This is a genomic window from Arthrobacter sp. B0427-1-12 (assembly GCF_059092905.1).
The window spans coordinates 17,364-36,100 of the sequence record NZ_JBNHIC010000039.1 but is presented as its reverse complement, the minus strand read 5'-3'; the positions used below and the strand labels follow the sequence as shown (position 1 = coordinate 36,100).

18 protein-coding genes and 3 pseudogenes are annotated in these 18,737 nt (G+C 61.9%); 10 read left to right on the top strand and 11 right to left on the bottom strand.

Going from position 1 to position 18,737, the window contains the following annotated elements; translation table 11 throughout:
* From AC5RWU_RS18455 to AC5RWU_RS18445, 3 genes are all read left to right on the top strand, one after another.
* Nucleotides 1-284, top strand: a 284-nt coding sequence (locus AC5RWU_RS18455) for an EthD domain-containing protein (protein WP_494037135.1), incomplete at its 5' end; no start/stop codon positions are given.
* A gap of 668 nt (nucleotides 285-952) precedes the next feature.
* Nucleotides 953-1,702, top strand: a complete 750-nt coding sequence (locus tag AC5RWU_RS18450; RefSeq protein WP_494032159.1) for an SDR family NAD(P)-dependent oxidoreductase — start codon at nucleotides 953-955, stop codon at nucleotides 1,700-1,702.
* A gap of 357 nt (nucleotides 1,703-2,059) precedes the next feature.
* Nucleotides 2,060-3,511 (top strand): MFS transporter, encoded by a 1,452-nt coding sequence (locus AC5RWU_RS18445; RefSeq protein ID WP_494032160.1) that lies wholly within the window; start codon nucleotides 2,060-2,062, stop codon nucleotides 3,509-3,511.
* A gap of 1,047 nt (nucleotides 3,512-4,558) precedes the next feature.
* Here AC5RWU_RS18445 and AC5RWU_RS18440 read toward each other — a convergent pair.
* The 3 genes from AC5RWU_RS18440 to AC5RWU_RS18430 all read right to left on the bottom strand — a co-directional run bounded on the left by AC5RWU_RS18440 (nucleotide 4,559) and on the right by AC5RWU_RS18430 (nucleotide 5,998).
* A complete protein-coding gene (locus AC5RWU_RS18440; RefSeq protein WP_494032161.1) occupies nucleotides 4,559-4,789 on the bottom strand; it encodes a hypothetical protein in 231 nt (76 codons plus the stop codon).
* Nucleotides 4,790-4,910: 121 nt separating this feature from the next.
* Entirely contained in the window at nucleotides 4,911-5,537 is a 627-nt protein-coding gene (locus AC5RWU_RS18435) for a riboflavin kinase (protein WP_494032162.1), read from the bottom strand.
* A 164-nt stretch (nucleotides 5,538-5,701) separates the two neighbouring features.
* On the bottom strand, nucleotides 5,702-5,998 hold the full coding sequence (locus AC5RWU_RS18430; RefSeq protein ID WP_494037134.1) for an NUDIX domain-containing protein: 297 nt from the start codon (nucleotides 5,996-5,998) through the stop codon (nucleotides 5,702-5,704).
* Nucleotides 5,999-6,019: 21 nt separating this feature from the next.
* Between AC5RWU_RS18430 and AC5RWU_RS18425 the strand changes: the two genes are divergently transcribed.
* Complete coding sequence (locus AC5RWU_RS18425) at nucleotides 6,020-6,376, top strand: EthD domain-containing protein (protein ID WP_494032164.1); 357 nt, start codon at nucleotides 6,020-6,022, stop codon at nucleotides 6,374-6,376.
* A gap of 479 nt (nucleotides 6,377-6,855) precedes the next feature.
* On the opposite strand, the gene AC5RWU_RS18420 is transcribed toward AC5RWU_RS18425, so the two are convergent.
* From AC5RWU_RS18420 to AC5RWU_RS18410, 3 genes are all read right to left on the bottom strand, one after another.
* A complete protein-coding gene (locus AC5RWU_RS18420; protein WP_494037133.1) occupies nucleotides 6,856-7,443 on the bottom strand; it encodes a nuclear transport factor 2 family protein in 588 nt (195 codons plus the stop codon).
* A 144-nt stretch (nucleotides 7,444-7,587) separates the two neighbouring features.
* The gene (locus AC5RWU_RS18415; protein ID WP_494037132.1) at nucleotides 7,588-8,028 is read right to left on the bottom strand and encodes a nuclear transport factor 2 family protein; all 441 of its coding nucleotides are present in this window, start codon (nucleotides 8,026-8,028) and stop codon (nucleotides 7,588-7,590) included.
* A gap of 124 nt (nucleotides 8,029-8,152) precedes the next feature.
* Entirely contained in the window at nucleotides 8,153-9,304 is a 1,152-nt protein-coding gene (locus tag AC5RWU_RS18410) for a sugar ABC transporter substrate-binding protein (protein ID WP_494032167.1), read from the bottom strand.
* Nucleotides 9,305-9,785: 481 nt separating this feature from the next.
* Here AC5RWU_RS18410 and AC5RWU_RS18405 point away from each other — a divergent pair.
* Nucleotides 9,786-10,207: pseudogene (locus AC5RWU_RS18405) on the top strand (transposase); the annotation flags it as partial.
* A 175-nt stretch (nucleotides 10,208-10,382) separates the two neighbouring features.
* Here AC5RWU_RS18405 and AC5RWU_RS18400 read toward each other — a convergent pair.
* On the bottom strand, nucleotides 10,383-11,120 hold the full coding sequence (locus AC5RWU_RS18400; RefSeq protein ID WP_494032168.1) for a thiolase family protein: 738 nt from the start codon (nucleotides 11,118-11,120) through the stop codon (nucleotides 10,383-10,385).
* A pseudogene (locus AC5RWU_RS18395) lies at nucleotides 11,017-11,421 on the bottom strand (thiolase family protein). Before AC5RWU_RS18395 ends, AC5RWU_RS18400 begins: the two are co-directional and overlap by 104 nt.
* 224 nt (nucleotides 11,422-11,645) lie before the next feature.
* Between AC5RWU_RS18395 and AC5RWU_RS18390 the strand changes: the two are divergent.
* The 5 genes from AC5RWU_RS18390 to AC5RWU_RS18370 all read left to right on the top strand — a co-directional run bounded on the left by AC5RWU_RS18390 (nucleotide 11,646) and on the right by AC5RWU_RS18370 (nucleotide 16,493).
* Nucleotides 11,646-11,789 (top strand): dodecin family protein, encoded by a 144-nt coding sequence (locus tag AC5RWU_RS18390; protein ID WP_494032169.1) that lies wholly within the window; start codon nucleotides 11,646-11,648, stop codon nucleotides 11,787-11,789.
* A gap of 229 nt (nucleotides 11,790-12,018) precedes the next feature.
* The gene (locus AC5RWU_RS18385; RefSeq protein WP_494032170.1) at nucleotides 12,019-12,771 is read left to right on the top strand and encodes an NADPH-dependent F420 reductase; all 753 of its coding nucleotides are present in this window, start codon (nucleotides 12,019-12,021) and stop codon (nucleotides 12,769-12,771) included.
* 388 nt (nucleotides 12,772-13,159) lie between these two features.
* Complete coding sequence (locus AC5RWU_RS18380; RefSeq protein ID WP_494032171.1) at nucleotides 13,160-14,479, top strand: cytochrome P450; 1,320 nt, start codon at nucleotides 13,160-13,162, stop codon at nucleotides 14,477-14,479.
* A gap of 127 nt (nucleotides 14,480-14,606) precedes the next feature.
* Nucleotides 14,607-15,605: a PDR/VanB family oxidoreductase gene (locus tag AC5RWU_RS18375; RefSeq protein ID WP_494032172.1), complete on the top strand. Its 999-nt coding sequence runs from the start codon at nucleotides 14,607-14,609 to the stop codon at nucleotides 15,603-15,605.
* A 720-nt stretch (nucleotides 15,606-16,325) separates the two neighbouring features.
* Nucleotides 16,326-16,493 carry a hypothetical protein gene (locus tag AC5RWU_RS18370; RefSeq protein WP_494032173.1) on the top strand — a complete coding sequence of 56 codons (168 nt, stop codon included), beginning with the start codon at nucleotides 16,326-16,328 and terminating at the stop codon, nucleotides 16,491-16,493.
* 105 nt (nucleotides 16,494-16,598) lie between these two features.
* Here the strand turns inward: AC5RWU_RS18370 and AC5RWU_RS18365 are convergent, their stop codons facing one another.
* The 3 genes and pseudogenes from AC5RWU_RS18365 to AC5RWU_RS18355 form a co-directional block, all read right to left on the bottom strand.
* The gene (locus AC5RWU_RS18365; protein WP_494032174.1) at nucleotides 16,599-16,739 is read right to left on the bottom strand and encodes a hypothetical protein; all 141 of its coding nucleotides are present in this window, start codon (nucleotides 16,737-16,739) and stop codon (nucleotides 16,599-16,601) included.
* Nucleotides 16,740-16,808: 69 nt separating this feature from the next.
* A pseudogene (locus AC5RWU_RS18360) lies at nucleotides 16,809-17,463 on the bottom strand (transposase family protein).
* A 247-nt stretch (nucleotides 17,464-17,710) separates the two neighbouring features.
* Entirely contained in the window at nucleotides 17,711-18,523 is an 813-nt protein-coding gene (locus AC5RWU_RS18355; RefSeq protein ID WP_494032175.1) for a mycofactocin-coupled SDR family oxidoreductase, read from the bottom strand.
* Nucleotides 18,524-18,737: the final 214 nt, after the last annotated feature.

The following is an 18,737-nucleotide window of genomic DNA, read 5'->3' as shown; positions in this document are numbered from 1 at the left end:
GCCACTACATGCGCCGCTACTTCACCCCCGCCTTCAATCCAACGGTCGGCAGCGTCACCGAATTGGAGTACGACGCGGTCAACGAACTCTGGTTCGATACGCAGGAGGACTTCGACGCCCTCCTCGCCGCGGCCTCCACATCTCCCCTGAAGGAGATCATCGCAGCGGACGAAGCGCAGTTCCTGGAACGAGACGCCATCCAGATGATGACCGTCTCCGAGGAAATCTCCGACATGTCCCGCGGGCGCGCCGGGAGTCAGTGCGACCGAACACCGCTTGCGTGACTACCTGATCGCAGGGAACCTTGGCGGCGTGGCGCGGCCGCGGGCTGGTCGCCCAGCGGTACCTGTCAGGCATCGAGCCATTCCGTCGCCTGGCCTCGTCCCTGATGTCCTGCTCCTCCGCCCGGTTCGCCGATTGCAGCTAGGCGTGCAGAAACAAACGGACGTATGGTTGCCTTGCAAGGCTGGAGACCCTATGTCCGTCTCGGATGCCGCGGTTCGCACACCTCATCCGGACAACGAACTGCCTGTCTCTTCACGCCGCCACTGGGACGCCCACGAGGCCCTGCCAAGCAGGATCCCCGGGCCAGCGCAGCAGAGCGCCGGCGGCGGAGCGGACCTCCGCAGCGTCGGTGTGACCCGGACACAGGGGTCGTTCATCGAAGGTAAGAGGCTCGGGGCGTCCTAAGGGCAGGCGTACGAGGAGCAGGCCTCGCACACAAGGCACGAGCAGCGTGTTTGACATCATCTACTGGCAGCGAAGATTGTGGGGCAAGGCATGTCGAATGCAGTGACGTTGAAGCTCGGCATCGGCGAGAACGAGCCACTCGTCTGGCACACCGGGCAATTCCGGGAACTCGCCGATGTGCAACTGTCCTCTGTCATTTAGCTGTTTTTACATAACCATCACCAGTGTCGCATCGTCGGCGCACGTCAAAGAAGAGGCCACAATGGAACGTCTGAAAAACAAGGTTGCGCTAATAACGGGTGCGGCAGTGGGCATGGGTGCTGAGCACGCACGCCTATTTATCGAAGAGGGTGCGAAGGTCGTCCTCACCGACCTCAACGAGAAGGACGGCAAGGCACTGGCCGACGAACTCGGTGAGAACGCGTTCTTCGTGAGTCACGACGTCGCAGACGCGGAATCGTGGGAATCAGTAGTCGCGGCGAGCGTTGAAAAGTTCGGGCCGATCACGGTTCTCGTCAACAACGCGGGTCTGGCCGGACCTGTTTGCTTTACAGCAGATCTCGATCCGGAGGTATATGCCAAGGTTACCGAGGTCGACCAGACGGGCGTGTTCCTTGGCATGCGCGCCGTGCTGCCCGGCATGGTCGAAGCGGGGGGCGGCTCGATCGTTAACATCTCCTCAGCAGCAGCCATGGCGCACTTGACGGGGGTACCCAACGTGGCATACACAGGCGCCAAAGCCGCCGTCAGAGGGATGACCAAGGCCACGGCGACCGAGTACGCGTCGGACAACGTGCGTGTCAACTCAATCCACCCGGGCGCGATTCTTACTCCTATGGCCAGGTCACAAATGAACGAAGAGGAGCTCGAAGCGTTGGCCATCCCCATTGGCCGGCCGGCAGATCCCCGCGAGGTCTCGTACGCGGTGCTGTTCCTCGCATCCGACGAAGCTTCATACATCACCGGCAGCGAACTAGCCATCGACGGCGGACGCCTAGCCGCCGGTCGCTAATCGTTCAGGATGGCTCTAAGCGGCCGTGCAAGCCGCCAATTCCGGCGACTCGACATCTATCTTTCGCAGCAAGATGGCTGTCGAGTCGCCTGGCGAGGGCCCACTTTTGCCCCTGTAGATCGGCTACTGCCAAACGATGGCTCCTCCTCCCCTCTAACTCAACGAGGGGCTCAATAATGGGAAGCCCACTGAAGATGAATGGGAAGCCCACTGAAGATGCATTACTGCTTGGAACAATCAGCGCCGCGAGGGGCGCAGGGCAACATCGGACACCAATTTGACGAGCCCTGTCCTCTTCGCGGGTAAGAACGCGATTGGCTCCTCCGGAGCCAATCGCTCCATCGAAGGTGGTCGAAGATGACTGAAACTCCACAGGTCAAAACACGAGCGAGTCAACTTGCTCCGATAATCGCCGTGCTGATGCTTAGCGGCGCCATCTCAGATGTCCAAGCCGTCGCCCTCAATCCTCTGGTCGGGACGATGGTATCCGAATCAGGCCTGTCGGGATCGGACATCGGGTGGATCCTCAACGGCACAATGCTCGCAGGCGCGGTATCGGTGGGTCTTACCTCGCGAATGGGGGATAGATACGGTCACCGTAAGGTCCTCATCGGGCTCATACTAGTGGCAATGGCGGGATGCGTATTATCCGCGACCGGCACCAGCTTTTGGCCGGTGGTACTCGGTCGGTTCTTGTCGGGCCTGGCGCTTGGCATCCCCATGGGGTGGGGAATGCTTCGCCCACGTGCCACCGCACGTGTAGTACAGCAGGTCTCGCTGTCCCTCGCATTGAGTCTGGCGGTCTTGACACCGCTTACCGTCGTTGCAGGTGGTGCCCTCGTGGCGATTGGATTGCCTTGGCAATCCGTCTTCTGGATGATTTTCGTCTTTCTCGCGCTGCTGCTGCTCTTTGCTGTCCTCTCACCCGAAACACCCAAGGACGCTCGCGAGTCCGTTCGTGTGGACTGGGTCGGCGGCATAGGGGTCGGTGTATGGGCCGTAGCGCTTCTTATTGGAATCAGTGAAGGACCCAATCAAGGCTGGACATCACCCCTCGTGCTTGGCGCCCTTGTTGTAGCCGCAGTGGCAATGATCGCCTGGATCGTTCAGCAACGACGCACGCCAGAACCACTGATGTCGTTCAAGAACATGAACCTGCGCCAGATCCTGGTGGGTTTCTCCGGGATCGGAGTCGTCAGTGTCGCCGGTCCTTTCGTCTTTATCGGACTCCCCCTCCTGCTACAGACCCCAACATCCTCCGGGTTCGGTTTGGGCCTGTCCCCGCTCGAATCCTCTTACACCATGCTTGCAATGATCCCCGGCTGCGCGCTGGGATACGTATGGACGCGGTGGGGGCTCGGTCGACTCGGCCCGAAGCTGGTCCTGGTTACTTCCGGAAGTGCTGCGATCCTCGTCTATGCCGGCTTCGCATTCGCCCATCAGACCGTGTGGTTGGCGTTCTTGTTTGTGTTCGGATACGCCGCGACGATCCTGAGCTGTCTGACTACTGCGTACACCCTCGTTGCCTCGTCCGGGAGGCAGGACAACATGGCAGTGACGATCGGCATGCAGAACATCCTGCAGTTCACCTCGGCCACGATTCCAGTCGCGATTCTTCTAAACGTGCTGGCACCCGGCCCCGACGGTTACGTTCAGGAGCCCATGTTCACCGGCACCCTCCTTGGCATCAGCTTAATCATCGCCATCTTCATCATCGGATGGATAGTCTTTGCGCCGAAACGCATCGATGACAGGCACGCGATCGACGCGATAGCCGAGCCCATGAAGACCAGTGTCGCCGCCGAGTAGATCTGGAGATCGGTCGCGCACAGCATCGCAGGGGTCACCACCGAGAGAACGGCATGTATCCGGCTTCTCCCGCATACGAAGGGACACCGAAGCCCCGGCCACAGAACGTTGTACCAAGCTTCGGACCACCAATTACGTCACCGATGAGGAGTTGACGGCAGGCCGACCACTTCACTTACTGACAAATTTGAAAAGTGGATGTAAGCGGCCATGAAAAACTGCCCATAGGCGGCCATGGAATTGCCCGCCGAGGGCGGATTCTAGGGGTCGTTGCAACACCCGAGGTTAGCTGGCTATCAGTAAATCACGAAGGCGCTCGGCCGGGGTGTCCCAGTCGAGCGTCTTGCGGGGGCGGGCGTTGAGTTCCTGCCCATCGCGTCCGACGACGCGCAGGCAAAGCAGGAGGCCTCGGCCATCATTGACCAGCTGGGCTTCGACACCCTCGATGCCGGTCCTATTGCCGAATCCTGGAGATTCGAACCCGAGCCCGCCGGATACACCAGGGTATATCTCGCCGACCCGGACACAGCCGAGGACCAGGTGATGACCGCCGATTCCGGACCCGCATCAGCAGACGAACTCAAGGCGGCACTTGCATCCGCCACTCGAGTAAAGGTGGCAGATCGCGTCTTCTGAGAATCCGGCTCCTCTGACACGGAAGCTTCGTTTGGCCCTCACGCCGCACGCTCGCCTACGTGGGCGCTACATCGCAGATCGGTAGTGAGCGCGGCCGAGAGCCGCCCGGTGACATTGCGGGCCTCGGACCACCATTTACCACTCGTGCCCTTCGGGCTGTCGCCTAACCCAGGGTTAGGCGACAGCCGTCTAAGGGACTATCCGGCGTCGATGACGCAGTTGGGATTGAAACATGTAACGCATGGCTTGGCATGGGGCATGGGGCATAGGGCGATACGGCTGCAGTCAGGTGCTATACACTGCGTCATTTGAAGGAAGCCAGAAAATCACGTTAGTGACATTCAGGTTGCGATCGCATCTTTGCAGACGCCGTGAGTGGCTCCCCTGTGGCCTGAAGGGGCAGTCTTACGCCTATGACCCTGCCGACATGTCCTCTTCCATGGTCCATCCGTAGGTGACTTGGGCGCTGACGGCGACGGTGAAGGTGGTGTTTCCGAAGCGGGTCACGAGAACGCCGTAGCGCCCTGCTTCCATAGCGCGCTGAACTGCTGCGTCCACTGCGGTGCTCAGTTCCTCTCCTATGAGGCGAGGATCAGTGGCCTCGACGAAATAGGTCTGGTCGGCTTCCATTGCGCTGATCATTGTAAAGTTCCTGTGTAATTGGTGGCCTGTTTTGCTTTGCTTTGGGTCTTCGACGCAGAGACCCCTACGGGGAAGGGAACTCCGGTTCAGATACGGCTTCGGCCGCCTCCCCTGGCCGCGCCTAGTCCTCGGACTGAAGGTCGATGGCCTGCTCGAAGCGATGTAAGGACGGCGTCGGACTTCCTTGGGAAGTAGCGCCTAGTCCCGGAAATGAGTTGTTCCTGACGGGATCCTGGCAAGAAGAACTATGGGAGACGATATTCCGCTTCCCGTCCCTTGCAGCACCCAGTGACCAGGAACGAACAAACGCGACGTCCTCCTCGATTTGGGCCACCAGTTCGTCGGTACTTTGAAATCTGCGTTGAGGGCGTATGCGGACATGGAGCGTCACACCAACGGTGCGCCCGTACAGGTCCCCGGCATAGTCAAGAAGATGGGCTTCGAGTAACCGCGCACCACTGCGGTAGTAGGTTGGACGGCGTCCTATTGAGACGGCGGCCGCGTAGGATTTCGCCCTCTTGTCTACCCCAAGTTGTACCGTACCCGCCCAGACTCCATCTCGAACGTCTGCTTCAGGGACGGAGATACTGGCCGTCGGAAACGCAATTTCTCTCCCGCGTGCGTCTCCTTGCTCAACCACGCCGACAAGGTGGGCGACGATATCTGGGGCCTTGATGACATCGCTCAGCTGTGAACGGCTGGCAATGTTAGCGGCGCGCCCATCGCCGGCCTCGATTGTGGATTTCATTGGTTCCTCATCGTTTCGATCCCGACCGGCGTCGCAGCGGTCCGTTGGCCAGAGCAGCCGGGCCGCCGGCCGTGAGGTGGGCGGTTGCGCCAAGCACATTGTCCAGCCATGTGACCCGATTGCTGAAGCGCTTCACCCTCGACCTAGTGGTCCAACGGTAGGACTCATGCTCCCAGTTGGTTGTTAGTCGGCGGCGGGAAGTCACGGCTGCGAATGTATGGATCAGCCAAGGGGTTCCGGAACCGTCGGCGATCACGAGCACCGGCCCCTTTCCGGAGATCCAGCAGGTCTTTGGCCTGTAGACCGGTTTCTTCAAAAAGTTCTTCACGAGCCTGTTGTTCCGGAGTTGCCCCAACTTCGACGAAACCCGTGATGCAGTGCCAAAGGTGGTTCGATGGCCTCCGCCGTTCCCCAACCGACCGTTCGCTTGATAGCGTGGGATTTTCCGACGAAGCGCCCACCCCCGGAGGAGACGACGAACGATGATCAAGACCATCACCTTTCTCAAGCGCAAAGCCGGCATGACCCCGGAGGAGTTCCGGTCGTACTACGAGGCCAACCACGTCCCGCTGATCGAGCAGAACCTGCCGATGATCAGCCACTACATGCGCCGCTACTTCACCCCCGCCTTCAATCCAACGGTCGGCAGCGTCACCGAATTGGAGTACGACGCGGTCAACGAACTCTGGTTCGAGACGCATCCAGATGATGACCGTCTCCGAGGAAATCTCCGACATGTCCCGCGGGCGCCGTCAGCGGCCAGAACGAACAACCGCTTTCGTGATCACCGACACCGGGACACCCTCACACTGAGGAATCGGTCGTCTGACCGTTACTGAACCGCCTCAGGGTTCGATGCCGCTCCTTTCGAGTTGAAGGGCGGCGTCATACCCAAGGAGGATTCCGTCGGCCGTGAAGGCGATCTCGGCTCTCCACGCCGGGCCAGTTGCTCACGGTCATGATCGGGACCCTGTTCGCCACTGCGACTGAGTGGGTCACCCGCCGGTCGAGCAAGGCGCCGACGTCCTCGTCCTCCACGGCGCCCGCTTCCGACTCTCCCCCGGCGGAGTCGACACGCTCCCCAGCGTCAGCTCCCAAGACCCCCAGACCAGAACGCAACGCACAGGTGGCCTCACCAGCGATATCGCCCGACCGTGGAGGAGACGGCGTCGGGCGAGTTGTCACCACCGGCTCGCGGCGATGGATCGAGCCACCCATGTCCGAGTGCAAAGAACGGGTGCCAGCAAAGACAGAAGGACCTCCGGCGGTGGGGCTTGTCAGCCCCTACCACCAGAGGTCCCCGCTGCGGCCCTGCCAGTCAGGCCACCGGCGCCTGGTGCGGTGGTCGCGGTGTCGGGTCGCTGGTCGCCCAGTCCTTGTAGATCGGGTCATCGGGGTAACGCGCCGCCCAGTTAGTCATCTCGGGAAGTCCATTGAGGCTCCAGTCGGGCCTCAACTTCCTGACGTCACACCAGTCCCAGACGCAGGTGCGGTACAGAACCTTCCACTCGCCGTCACGCTTCTCGCACAGATCGCGATAGCGTCCGCCGTGCATGACCGTCACATCCGGCTCGCGAATCGTATTCAGACACAAGAACATACTCTCGCGCTTCGCCCGATCGCCATCGATCTCGCACAGGACGTTACTGACGTGGTGACTACCGGCCAATTGATTGTTCTTGTCCATGAAGGCCTCGATCCAGTCGGCCCAACCTGAAGCACTACCGACATAGAGCCCATGGTCATCGATCGCATCGGGCCAGTACGTATCACGGACCCCTTCGATATCCATCCGGTCCGCGGCGCGACAGTACCGCATCAGGTTGTCGCGCAATAACTTCTCGTCGTACAACTCCATCAATTGAGCGTCGGTCAGGGTCATGTCCGGTTTTCGTTCACTTGACATTTCTGGCTCCTTATCAGCTTCAGGCATATCGCATCCTCTTTCTTTCGTCGTGACAACATTGCGATCCAACCAACGATTGGCGCTCCAAACGTGAGGCCCCCGTCCGTCGATCAGTTTGGGCAGTGGAAAGATTTTCAGCGTCCGTCAGCTCGAGGCAAACGGATGAACAGGGCGTGGCACGCGATCATGATGAGGTGGTCGCGGTGTCGGGTCGCTGGTCGCCCAGTCCTTATAGATGGGGTCATCGGGGTAACGCGCCGCCCAGTTAGTCATCTCGGGAAATCCATTGAGGCTCCAGTCGGGCCTCAACTTCCTGACGTCACACCAGTCCCAGACGCAGGTGCGGTACAGAACCTTCCACTCGCCGTCACGCTTCTCGCACAGATCGCGATAGCGTCCGCCGTGCATGACCGTCACATCCGGCTCGCGAATCGTATTCAGACACAAGAACATACTCTCGCGCTTCGCCCGATCGCCATCGATCGAGTCTGGCCAGTACGTATCACGGACGCCTTCGATATCCATCCGGTCGGTCGCGCGACAGTACCGCATCAGGTTGTCGCGCAGACCCTTTTCGTCGTACAACTCCATCACCTGAGGCTTCGGTCAGGGGCACGTCCTGGTCTTTTCGTTTGACGTCGACACGATGAATCAACGGGGGACGACACCGCGGGCTGCCCCACGTCAGTCACCACACACCGTCCGCCGGTTATTGCAGCTGCCACAACGTCTTCATCTGATCTCGCCAGTCGGCGGGCTTGTCGTAGTTGATGTCGACCTCGAAGTCCACGTCATTGGTCAACAGCTGCTTGATCACGCCACCACCGCCGGGTTCGATGTCCATGCCCTGCATCTTGCGCAGCACCATGTCGACGGCGAGCCACTCCATGTAATCGACTCCCAGGATAGTGGTTGCCGCCTCCTTGCCGGTCTTGATGTTCGTCTGGATGGTCTCGTCACCGACGCCACTGGTGATCTTGACCCGGTCGCCCAAGCCCGCGGCGGCGAGCGCAGAGACGACACCTCCCGCCAGCGATCCGCTGGTGCTGTAGACGTAATTGACCTTCGGATCCTTCTGCACGGCCGCCACGATGGTGCCGGCGACCTGCCCGGCCACGACCTGCGGGAGCGTGTTCTCAACGACGGTCACCGTGCACTTCGGGCAGTTCTTCTCCATGGTCTCGGTAAAGCCGTCCAGGGTGGTGCCGTTGAGCGGGTAACCCGGAACTGTCTGCGCCACCACGTGGGCCTCGCCGCCGGAGTCAGCGATCACATAGTTGGCCATCATCTCGCCATGGTCGGATGTGTTGTCGTTCGCGCCACCAATGACCGTCTCGTCATACTCCATCGGACCAGCGGCGGTCGGCACGATGTAGACACCCGCGGCCTTGTAATCCGCAACGACGGTCCCCCACACCTCGCGACCGATACCGGCGAGGCTCACCGCGACCGGGTCCAGCTCAAGCGCCCGCTTCATTCCGTCGACCAAGGTCGCAGGATCTGCCGATTTGAACGGGATGTCCCGGAAGTTCCACCCCAGGGCGTCGGTGGCCTCCTTGAGAGCGGCCGCCTGCCGATCGCCATGGACCGTGTCGTTCTTCATGAAGACGAAGGTCTTGCCCGTCGGGGGCTTCTCCTTCAACGGTTCAGTGAGTGGAATCGATGTGGGCTCCTTGAGGTTCTCGGCGGTGGCCTCCTCCGCTGCCTTCAGACCCTCGGAGACACCGCCGCCAACTGACCCGGCGCCGCTCGAAGCATTGCCCCCGCATCCTGCAGCAGCCACCACTGCGATGACGGCAAGCGCAGCAAACGCCACTCTCGGACGCTGACCGGCGTGCAAGCCGGGAACTTTACGCAGCATTTCATTCTCCTCAGATCGGGAAGTATTTGGCGAACCTCTGGGACACGGCGTGGTCCAGGCACCAACCATTCGGTTGATCCGACGGTACGGGTCGGCGAGAAGCGTGTCAATAGTCACAAACGCGCCTTTCGGTGGTGTTGCCACCGATGGCCACGCTTCGTCGGTCGCGTCCAGTACTTCGAGAGTCAGCCGGGCACGGTTCTTGAGGCTTTCCCCCGTACCGGCGGTTCACACATTGCTGGGCTGAGGCAGGAGATATCCGTGAGCGGCTTGGGATCTCGACGATGTCGAAGTTCGCCTCGCGAGGGTTCTTGGGGCGCGGCCGTAGTCCGCTAAGACGCTGGCGACCTCGTCGGTCCCCAACGCGCGAGGAGTCGGGCAGTTTGCGGACTCGGTGCGACCGTCGGAGTCCCGTAGCACGGTGCGGTTGGGGGTACGGCACTGCGCTGGCCGAAAGGGGAGTTCACCGCCTCACGGTAGGGTCGCGCGGATGCTCGCGAGGTCGCATCCCAAGGTCGCGGGCGTGCTCGACGACGCCAAGGAAGCCCTGCTGGCATTCGCCGGATTCCGGCAGAAACTCTGGCGTCAGATCAGGTCGACTAACCCCCTGGACCGGGTCAACAAGGAGATCAAGCGCCGCACCGACATAGTCGGTGTCTTTCCGAAGGCTGCAGGGCTCCTGCGGTTGCCGGCGCCGTCCTGAGGGAACAGCACGATGAGTGGGAAGCAGTGATCGGCCCTACTTCTCCGAAGACTCCACGGCTGACCTCGCAACCATGGACAGGCCCCATCGAGAAGGTGGATGCGGCCTTGCCCGAAATCACCTCGGACAAACTGGCCCGCACGGGTATCGAGAAGACTCCATCACCCAGCGGGACGTCACCGGCAACCACACTCCGGTAGCCGTGCCACAGGAGGCCCCCAGCGGCCACGGGACACCACCGTATCGGCGCATCCGATCTCGGACCCCACCCGCCAGAAGACCGCGAACAGTGGCCCCGAAGCCAAGGCCGTCCCCTCAACGAGGAGAGTCTTCGGGTCTGGGAGGGGAGCGTCCACCCACCAGGAGCGTCCTGGATCACAGCAGTTCCAAGATGGTGGCGTTGGCCTGCCCACCACCCTCGCAGATGGTCTGGAGGCCAAAACGGATGCCGTTGTCGCGCATGTAGTGGACCATCGTGGCCATCAGGCGCGCGCCTGAGCCCCCGAGCGGATGACCGAGCGCGATGGCACCTCCATGAGGATCGACCTTATTCACGTCGACGTCGAACTCAGCGAGCCAGGCGAGCGGCACCGATGCGAACGCCTCGTTCACCTCGAACACGCCGATCTCGTCGAGCGACAGGCCGGACTTCGTCAGCGCCTTCTGCGTGGCCGGCATGGGCGCGGTGAGCATCATGACCGGGTCGGCGCCCGCCACGACGGCCGTGTGGGCCCGAGCCAGGGGCGTCAACCCGAGCCGCTCGGCCATGCTCGACGTAGTCATGAGCAGCGCTGCCGAACCGTCGGAGATCTGCGACGCATTACCGGCGGTGACGACGCCGTCTTCCTTGAAAGCAGCTCTGAGTCCGCCGAGCTTCTCCACACTGGAGTCGCGGATGCCTTCGTCCTGCTTCACGTCCCCACCATCGACGGGTACGGGCACAATCTGAGCATCGAAATTCCCGCCAGCGCGGGCCGCTGCGGCCTTCTCGTGAGAGCTCACCGCGAACTCATCCAACTGCTGTCGAGACAGACCCCACTTCTCGGCGACCATCTCGGCGGAGATGCCTTGATTTGGGTCGACTCCGTATCGGTCCAAGAACGCCGCCGGCATTGCCCCCCACCGACGTCGAAGTCCCCATGGGGATACGGCTCATCGGCTCCACACCACCCGCCACGACGACGTCGTAGTGTCCGGCAATCAGGCCTGCTGCAGCAAAGTGCACAGACTGCTGGGATGAACCAAACTGGCGGTCGATGGTCACCCCCGGCACGGTGTCGGGTCAACCGGCGGACAGCACCGCGGTGCGACCGATGTCCAGAGTTTGCTCCCCGACCTGCTGCACGCAGCCCCAAAGAACGTCGTCCACCAGACCGGGATCGATCTGGGTCCGCGAGATCAAGGCCCGCAGCACCTCAGCCGAGAGCTCGGCCGGATGCACCCCTGCCAAGCCACCGTGTTCCGCTTGCCCACTGGAGTGCGCACTGATTCGACGACCACTGCGTCCCGCATATTTCGATCCCTTCGTCCCGCTGACCGGAAGCGCTCCGTTCTGTAGACTTATCATTCAACTCCAACCACCCGTTTGGTATCCCTCATCGGATCGCACGCCACGCCCGAAGAGTAAGGGAGGTCCTGATGGCCGATCGCACATATCGTGTGACCGGGATCGTCGGCACGTCAGAAGATGGCTTCGACGCCGCCATCAGCGCGGGTTTGGAACGCGCAAGCAAGACCCTCCAAGATGTCAACTGGTTTGAAGTCACGGAAGTCAGGGGTTGATCCGGGATGGACGGGTCGAACAAACCCAAGCAACGATGAAGATCGGACTTCACGTAGAGATCCCGGAGACTGAGACTCATTTCCGGGCACGGAAGGCCGGCAGCTTGTCAACACCCGACGCGCACTCCAACACCACCGCGCTCAACCAGGAGCGCCCGGGCAACGCATGAACTGAGGCGCTTGCCAGCGAGGCATAGCGCAACGCCACGAACGAATCGAGACACATCCCATGAAAATCGCCATTCTCGGCGCTGGATCGATCGGCGCCACCCTTGTCTCACGCCTCAGCGCGGCCGGTCACGATGTGAGGGTCGCCAACTCTCGCAGACCCGACACCATCGATCCGGCATTGCTGGCGTCAGGTGCGAAGGCCGTGAATGCCTCCGATGTCGCCACGGACGCCGAGGTCCTCATTACCTCCATTCCCTTCAGCCGCGTACCGGACATTGCGCGACTCGTCAAGAACACCGCGGCGGGCACGGTGGTCATCGACACCTCGAACTATTACCCGCATCGTGACGGAAACATCGCGGATGTGGACCACGGCCGAGTCGAGAGCGTCTGGGTCTCGGAATCGTTCGGGCGTCCCATCGCCAAGGCGTGGAATGCGATCACTGCCGAGTCCTTCGCCGAGAAGGCGCAGGCTGCGGGTGAACCGGGTCGAATCGCCATTCCGTTCGCTGCCGACCGGGACGAGGACCGTGCCACGACGATGCAGCTCATCGATGAAACGGGATTCGACGCCTTCTTCACGGGAGCCATCGCTGACTCCTGGCGTCAGCAACCTGCCGCGCCCGCCTACTGCACCGACCTGACCAGCGAGCAGATGCCGGCGGCCCTCGCTGCGGCTGAGAAGGACCGACTTCCTCGACGTCGAGATCTCACCATGAACGTCATCACCGAGCGGACCGATAACTTCACGAACCTCGGCCCCGGTTTCGGCGAATATCTCGTCCGCCTCAACCGCGCGATCTACATGTGAGCATCGACGGGGGCCACCGCGGCGCGGCGCTCCTGACCGTCCGGTACGGCTGCTGCCAGTCACCCTTGGGAAGCAGCTGGGCCGCAGATTAGGAGGCCCACGTCGTGACCACCGTTCCTCATGGCCACAGCATGTGAAGGATTGGCCACGCCCGCGGGAGGGCCGGGAACGACATCCCAGCTCAAGACCTGAGTGATTCTTCGTCGCGACTCAGGGCGGCGTGGCGGACACGGACCTTGTCAGGAGAGATTATTCTTTCTATGCTTCATACCAAGCGTTTGGTGGCGCACCGGTCCGGGCAGTCGCGATGGGCCTGAATGAAAGAAAGGCAGTCGGGACAGTCCGCGGTGAGCGCGCTCACCAGTCGGTCTAACGATCAAGGAGTCACATGAGCATCAGCCTGGAGACATCGCCGGATGGACGCAAGGTCTGCCCGATAGACCACCATTCTGTGGCGTACGGACAAGACTTCCGCGAGATCAACCGGGAGGTTCGGGAAGTCGGGCCGGTCGTCTGGAGTGAGCACCACGGCGGCTTCTGGTATGTCACGGACTACGATTCGGTCCGCTCGGCACTTCTGGATGCCAAGACGTTCACCGTGAATCCCGTGGAGGGCGCGGACCAGTTCGGCGTGGTCATCCCGCAACTCAAGGAAATGCACGTGTTCCCTGAGACGCCGGGCTTCTTTAGTTTTGTTGACGGCGAGCGTCACGACATCCCCAAGGCAGTGCTGAGCGGGCCCTTCTCGAAACGGCGCTTGGCAGCCAAGGCCGACATGATCAGCTCACACGTCGATCGCGTGCTCGACAGGGTTCTGCCGCGCGAGGAATTCGACATCGTCCATGACGTTGCCACGCCGGTAGTTGCTGGCGTGGTCTGCGAACTGTTGGGCCTTGACCTAGATGACCCGGCTGCCATCCTGGGCGTGCTCCCGGGCCCGCCGGGCCAAGTCGCCCGGCAGGACGACGCGGACGGCTCCGAGGCCGCGCCGATGTCGCTGGCTGAAGGCTTGGCCTTCATCAGCGAGTTCGTTCAGGCCCGCCAAGAGGAGCCACGAGACGATCTCATCTCCCTCATGCTGCAGGCCAACGGAGGGCAGTTCTCGGTCGAAGAAGTTGCAGGTATGTGCCTGCAGATACTCTTTGGCGCTCTGGAGAACCCCCAGTCGTTGGTGGGGAACTGCATGCTCTACTTGGAAGATCGGCCCGAAACGCGAGCCCACCTACGGGCTAACCCGAGTGAGATGCCCGCCTTCATCGCGGAATCGATGCGTTACTTCAACGTCACGGTGACGGTCTCGCGTACCGCCGCGCGCGACGTCGAGCTCGGTGGAGCTCAGATTCGCAAGGGTGATCGGGTACTGATTTCACAGTCGGCAGCGAACGCCGATCCCGCCGTGTTCGAACGTCCGGACGAGTTCGACTTCCAACGGGGGCCGCAAGCTCAGCACCTCAGCCTCGGGGCTGGCGCGCACTCCTGTCTGGGCGCGAACCTGGTGCAGGCCACGGTCGAGACGTTGCTGCGGAGTCTGCTTGAGCGAATCGAGGAGTACTCCTTCGATCTCGACCACGTGGTCAAGATCGCGGACAAGTCTTCCAATGATCTCTTCGAGGAGGCTCGGATGCGCGTCACCGCACCACGAACTCCAGACGCGCATGGCTCGATTCGCGAACAGTCACAGACCGCCGGTGCAGCCACTGGGTCTTGATTCCACGGTCGCCACCTCAGTTCCGCGGTGGCCAAGTCGAGGTCGGTGCGTGTACCCGCGCTCCTGCCCACTCGGTGACCCAAGCGACGCGCGCCTCGCGGGTGCTCGCCTAAGACAAGGAAAGACGATGACACATCTGGAGCAGATCGAGTTACACACCGGAACGGTGACCATGGAACTCGCGGAAGCAGAGTTCGACATGGTCGTGGAGGAGCGCGCGCCTCACGCCGAGGACGTCGTTGTCCTCACGTTGCGCGAGGTGCATGGCGCAGAACTCCCGCCTTGGGAGCCAGGTGCCCACATCGACCTGTTGATCCCCGACGTTGGACCGCGGCAGTACTCACTCTGCGGAGACCCGTCGAACCGGCGGGAGTGGCGCGTCGGCGTCCTCAATGTGCCCGCTGGGAACGGCGGTTCACGATACGTTCACGAGAGCTTGGCGGTCGGATCGACGATCCGCGTACGTGGACCTCGCAATCACTTCCGCGTGGTGCCGTCAGACGATTACCTCTTCATCGCCGGTGGCATCGGGATCACCCCAATCCTTCCGATGCTCGCCGAAGTCAACCGCAGTGGGGCCAACTGGCGACTGGTCTACGGAGGTCGACACCTTCGCTCGATGGCGTTCTTGGATGAACTCGCAACATATGGAGACCGGGTCACCTTGTGGCCGCAGGACGACAAGGGCCTCATCGACATTGACGGACTGTTGGGCGAGGCGGCGGGCGACTCCGACGTCTACTGCTGTGGCCCCGGCCCGCTTCTCGACGCGGCCGAGCAAGCTCACGCTTCCAGGTCCTCGGGAAGGCTGCACCTCGAGCGATTCGCGGCGAGGACGAATCTCGAGCCAGTGAGCACCGAATCGTTCGAGGTCGAGCTCCGGAGGTCAGGGAAGGTCCTCACCGTCCCCCCAGAGCGATCCATTCTCCAGGTGGTGGAACAAGCCGGTGTGCACGTGTCGTGGTCATGTGGAGTTGGTACCTGCGGTACGTGCGAGACAGCTGTCCTCGAGGGGTCCCCCGAGCACCGCGACTCGGTCCTCGATGCAGCCGAGCAGGAAGCGAATGACTGCATGATGATCTGCGTCTCTCGCTGCTCGGGACAGCGACTGGTGCTGGACCTCTGAGACAGAACCGGGGCAGGCGTGCTTGGCGGGCGGCGCGTAGTTCCGTGTTTGGGTGCCCCCAGCGACGCCGCGCACGGCGTCCCGACCTGGAGATCGGACACGGTCCATGCCGCCGCGACCGGGCGGATCGCTTCCAACTGCGGTAGATTTCCGTCCGGCGATCTAACAGCCTTTCTCGCGTTTCAGTTGCGGATCTCGATGTGAATCGCCGCGGGTCTGGTGGAAGGTCTGAATCCCGAAAGGGGGAATGACCATGCCGGCACCGAGGAAGTATCCGCCGGAGCCTCGGGAGCGTGCGAGGCGAGGAAGGCAGATCCGGAGCTGTCGTTGAACACGGCGGTGGCCAGGGTTGGACAGCGGACTGGGGGGCCAACTCCGACACGCTGCGTGGGTGGGTGCACGCAGGAGAGCGAGGGGCCACGACGACAGGCGCAAAGAAGGTAGGGTCCGGAGCTGAGGTTCGTGTGTCGGCGGCCATGAAAAACTGCCCATAGGCGGCCACGGAATTGCCCGCTGGGGCGAGTTCTAGCGATCGATGCAACACCTCCGAATAATCGGGAGTTGCAACACCCATGGAATCACCCTCAGGAAATAGTTTTTCCTTGAAGAAAAATCTCCTTCCCGGAGAAATCGGCGCCCCTGGCCGGTGCGGCCGGCAAGCGTTCTCAGCAGTCCCATTCCCGTGCCCAAAGGCAGGATTTCCTTTCCGCCGTTGCTCGCTTGGGAAGTGTTGCCGCGGCGGCCAAGGAGCTCGGCATCAACAGAAGCACGTGCCAGAAATGGGCGAATGCCGCCGGGAACAGTCCAACGCTTCGGCACCGACACCGATCCCAAGATCCTCGACCTGCCCAAGGACGCCTAGATCAACCAACCCGCAGCACCCGCTGAATCAACTGATCAGGCCGCTGCCTGACACCCACTGGCCTCATTCACCTTGACAAATTCCGATCCCGCGAAAAGCAGACTAGACCCGTCGCCGGGCACCGCGTCTTGCTACCAGGCAACGACGCCGCCGTCGCTCACCATCTCCATCGCCGTCGTCCACGTGGACTCGTCCGACAGCAGGCAAAGGACCCCGTTCGAGATCTCGACCGGGCCCATCATGCCCTCACTCTGCTGGAAGTGGTCGAACATGCCCAGGAAGTACTCCCGGCCGAGATCGTACGCGTCGGATTCGGACGCCTTGGAGGTTCCGCAGATAGGTCATGGGCGTCGGTTGGGCCGGGTGTCCCCACGGCGGGAAGTCCAGGCGAAGCGTATCAATCTGCGGACGACGATAATCGCGTTGGCGAGCGCGATGAGTCCTTCGATGACTCGGGCTCGGCGTTCGGTGCAGATGGCGAGTTTACGAAAGCCTCTGTTGTGCCAAGAGTTCGTGCGCTCCACGACCCATCGGGCGCCGGCCTGCAGTGGGTCCTTGGGACGACCACACACCCGATGGGTTTCCCGGTGCCGTCGGTCAACAGTGACCGCTTGGTGCCCTGTTTACCTTGATTTTCCGGCCGCTTGCCCACCCACGGCGCTTTGACGATGCAGCCGTCGACCGTGACATCTTCAAGGTCGAGGCTCACGATTTTTGGTCATAGGCCTCCAAGTAGATCTGCTCCAGTTCGTCGAAGACTCCGGCGTTGATCCACTCATCGCGGCGGTTACGGATGCTGGTCGCCGAACACGCACTGTCCGCAACCCATTCAAAGGCTGCGCCCAAAATCCGGGTCTGAACGATCTTGTCGAAGATCACCCGATCGGGAATCCGAGGACGGTGACATCCCCGCAGATGATGATCGAGAATCGGTGGAATCAGCGTATTGAACTGGACCCGGAGCGGTTCGATGATGAATGATGGCACGGCAGGCACAAGCACCTCGTGGGGAAGAAACGAGAACTTGACACCTCAATTCCTACCGGCGCTCACGCCTGCTCTACCTCGGCGACTCACACCTATCTGCGGAATCTCTCACTCGGTCCCGCTTGGTTGGCCACATTGCCGAAGCCCACATCGCGACCGGGCGGGGCCGAGGTGTCGTGCATGTCGAGGGACTCCGCGGTGCAGGGAACGACCTCGACCCCAGCCTCGCGGCCGGGAGTCGAGGTCGTTCCCATGGTCACCAGGCGGAGACGCCGCCGTCGATCGCCATCGTCGTTGCCGTCGTCCATTTGGACTCGTCGGACAGCAGGTAGAGGACGCCGTTCGAGATCTCAACCGGGTCCATCATGTCTTCACTGAAGTAGTGCTGCGTCATTCCGACCAGGTATTCGTTGCCGACCGAAATCGCTTCGAAGTCGACGTGGCGCGCCATGTCGGTGTCGACCGGTCCCGGGAGCACAGTGTTCACTCGGATGTTGTGCTTGCCCAGCTCGGCGGCCAGTGTCTTGCCGATCCCTGTGACTGCGTGCTTGGATGCGGTGTAGGGCATGTTGAATGGGCCTCCCTTGACTCCGTACCCGGACGAGATCAGGACGATCGACCCGCCGTTGCCGGCCTCGACCAGCACCGGGGCGGTCGCCATCACGGTGTTCCACACGCCCATCAGGTTGATCTCGATGACATCGCGGAACGCTTGCTCGGTGAACTTGTCCCATGGCCCGTAAATATTGATACCCGCGTTGGCGACGACTCCGTCCAACCTGCCGAATTCGGCCACGCCGGCGCTCACGACCTCCTTAAGCCGTGCGAGGTCCCGGACGTCGGCTTGCTCGGCCACGATGACCCTGCCGAGGCCTTCCACGAGCGCGACGGTCTCCTTCAGGTCCTCCCAGGTGGCGCCGGGGTACGAGGTGACGGTGGGGATCGACTCGCAGATGTCGACCGCGATGATGTCCGCGCCCTCCTCCGCCAATCGGACCGCGTGGGACCGGCCTTGCCCGCGTGCAGCGCCGGTGATAAAGACGACCTTGCCGTCCATGCGTCCTGCCATGTTGATGCTCCGATCTCATAGGAAAGTTGCCGGGGCCGGGACGGCTACCCGGTGTCGTGCCCGGTCGGCTATGCGTCGACCTCTGTCGCCTTGAACATATCCACTTCGGCATTCGGGGTGTTCTACGTAGTGGCGCTGCAGCGTGCCGTTGGTGCAACAAAGCCCCTGACCCACTCGGTCACTACTGTCACTTGGAGTTCCGGCAGATGTTCGG

Excerpts from the sequence above, each read along its gene's own strand:
- AC5RWU_RS18420 (WP_494037133.1), bottom strand. The coding sequence starts at position 7,443 with ATGTCAAGTGAACGAAAACCGGACATGACCCTGACCGACGCTCAATTG.
- AC5RWU_RS18445 (WP_494032160.1), top strand. The coding sequence starts at position 2,060 with ATGACTGAAACTCCACAGGTCAAAACACGAGCGAGTCAACTTGCTCCG.
- AC5RWU_RS18375 (WP_494032172.1), top strand. The coding sequence starts at position 14,607 with ATGACACATCTGGAGCAGATCGAGTTACACACCGGAACGGTGACCATG.
- AC5RWU_RS18440 (WP_494032161.1), bottom strand. The coding sequence starts at position 4,789 with ATGATCAGCGCAATGGAAGCCGACCAGACCTATTTCGTCGAGGCCACT.
- AC5RWU_RS18450 (WP_494032159.1), top strand. The coding sequence starts at position 953 with ATGGAACGTCTGAAAAACAAGGTTGCGCTAATAACGGGTGCGGCAGTG.
- AC5RWU_RS18390 (WP_494032169.1), top strand. The coding sequence starts at position 11,646 with ATGGCCGATCGCACATATCGTGTGACCGGGATCGTCGGCACGTCAGAA.
- AC5RWU_RS18355 (WP_494032175.1), bottom strand. The coding sequence starts at position 18,523 with ATGGCAGGACGCATGGACGGCAAGGTCGTCTTTATCACCGGCGCTGCA.
- AC5RWU_RS18380 (WP_494032171.1), top strand. The coding sequence starts at position 13,160 with ATGAGCATCAGCCTGGAGACATCGCCGGATGGACGCAAGGTCTGCCCG.
- AC5RWU_RS18410 (WP_494032167.1), bottom strand. The coding sequence starts at position 9,304 with ATGCTGCGTAAAGTTCCCGGCTTGCACGCCGGTCAGCGTCCGAGAGTG.
- AC5RWU_RS18365 (WP_494032174.1), bottom strand. The coding sequence starts at position 16,739 with ATGTTCGACCACTTCCAGCAGAGTGAGGGCATGATGGGCCCGGTCGAG.
- AC5RWU_RS18425 (WP_494032164.1), top strand. The coding sequence starts at position 6,020 with ATGATCAAGACCATCACCTTTCTCAAGCGCAAAGCCGGCATGACCCCG.
- AC5RWU_RS18385 (WP_494032170.1), top strand. The coding sequence starts at position 12,019 with ATGAAAATCGCCATTCTCGGCGCTGGATCGATCGGCGCCACCCTTGTC.
- AC5RWU_RS18400 (WP_494032168.1), bottom strand. The coding sequence starts at position 11,120 with ATGCCGGCGGCGTTCTTGGACCGATACGGAGTCGACCCAAATCAAGGC.
- AC5RWU_RS18435 (WP_494032162.1), bottom strand. The coding sequence starts at position 5,537 with ATGAAATCCACAATCGAGGCCGGCGATGGGCGCGCCGCTAACATTGCC.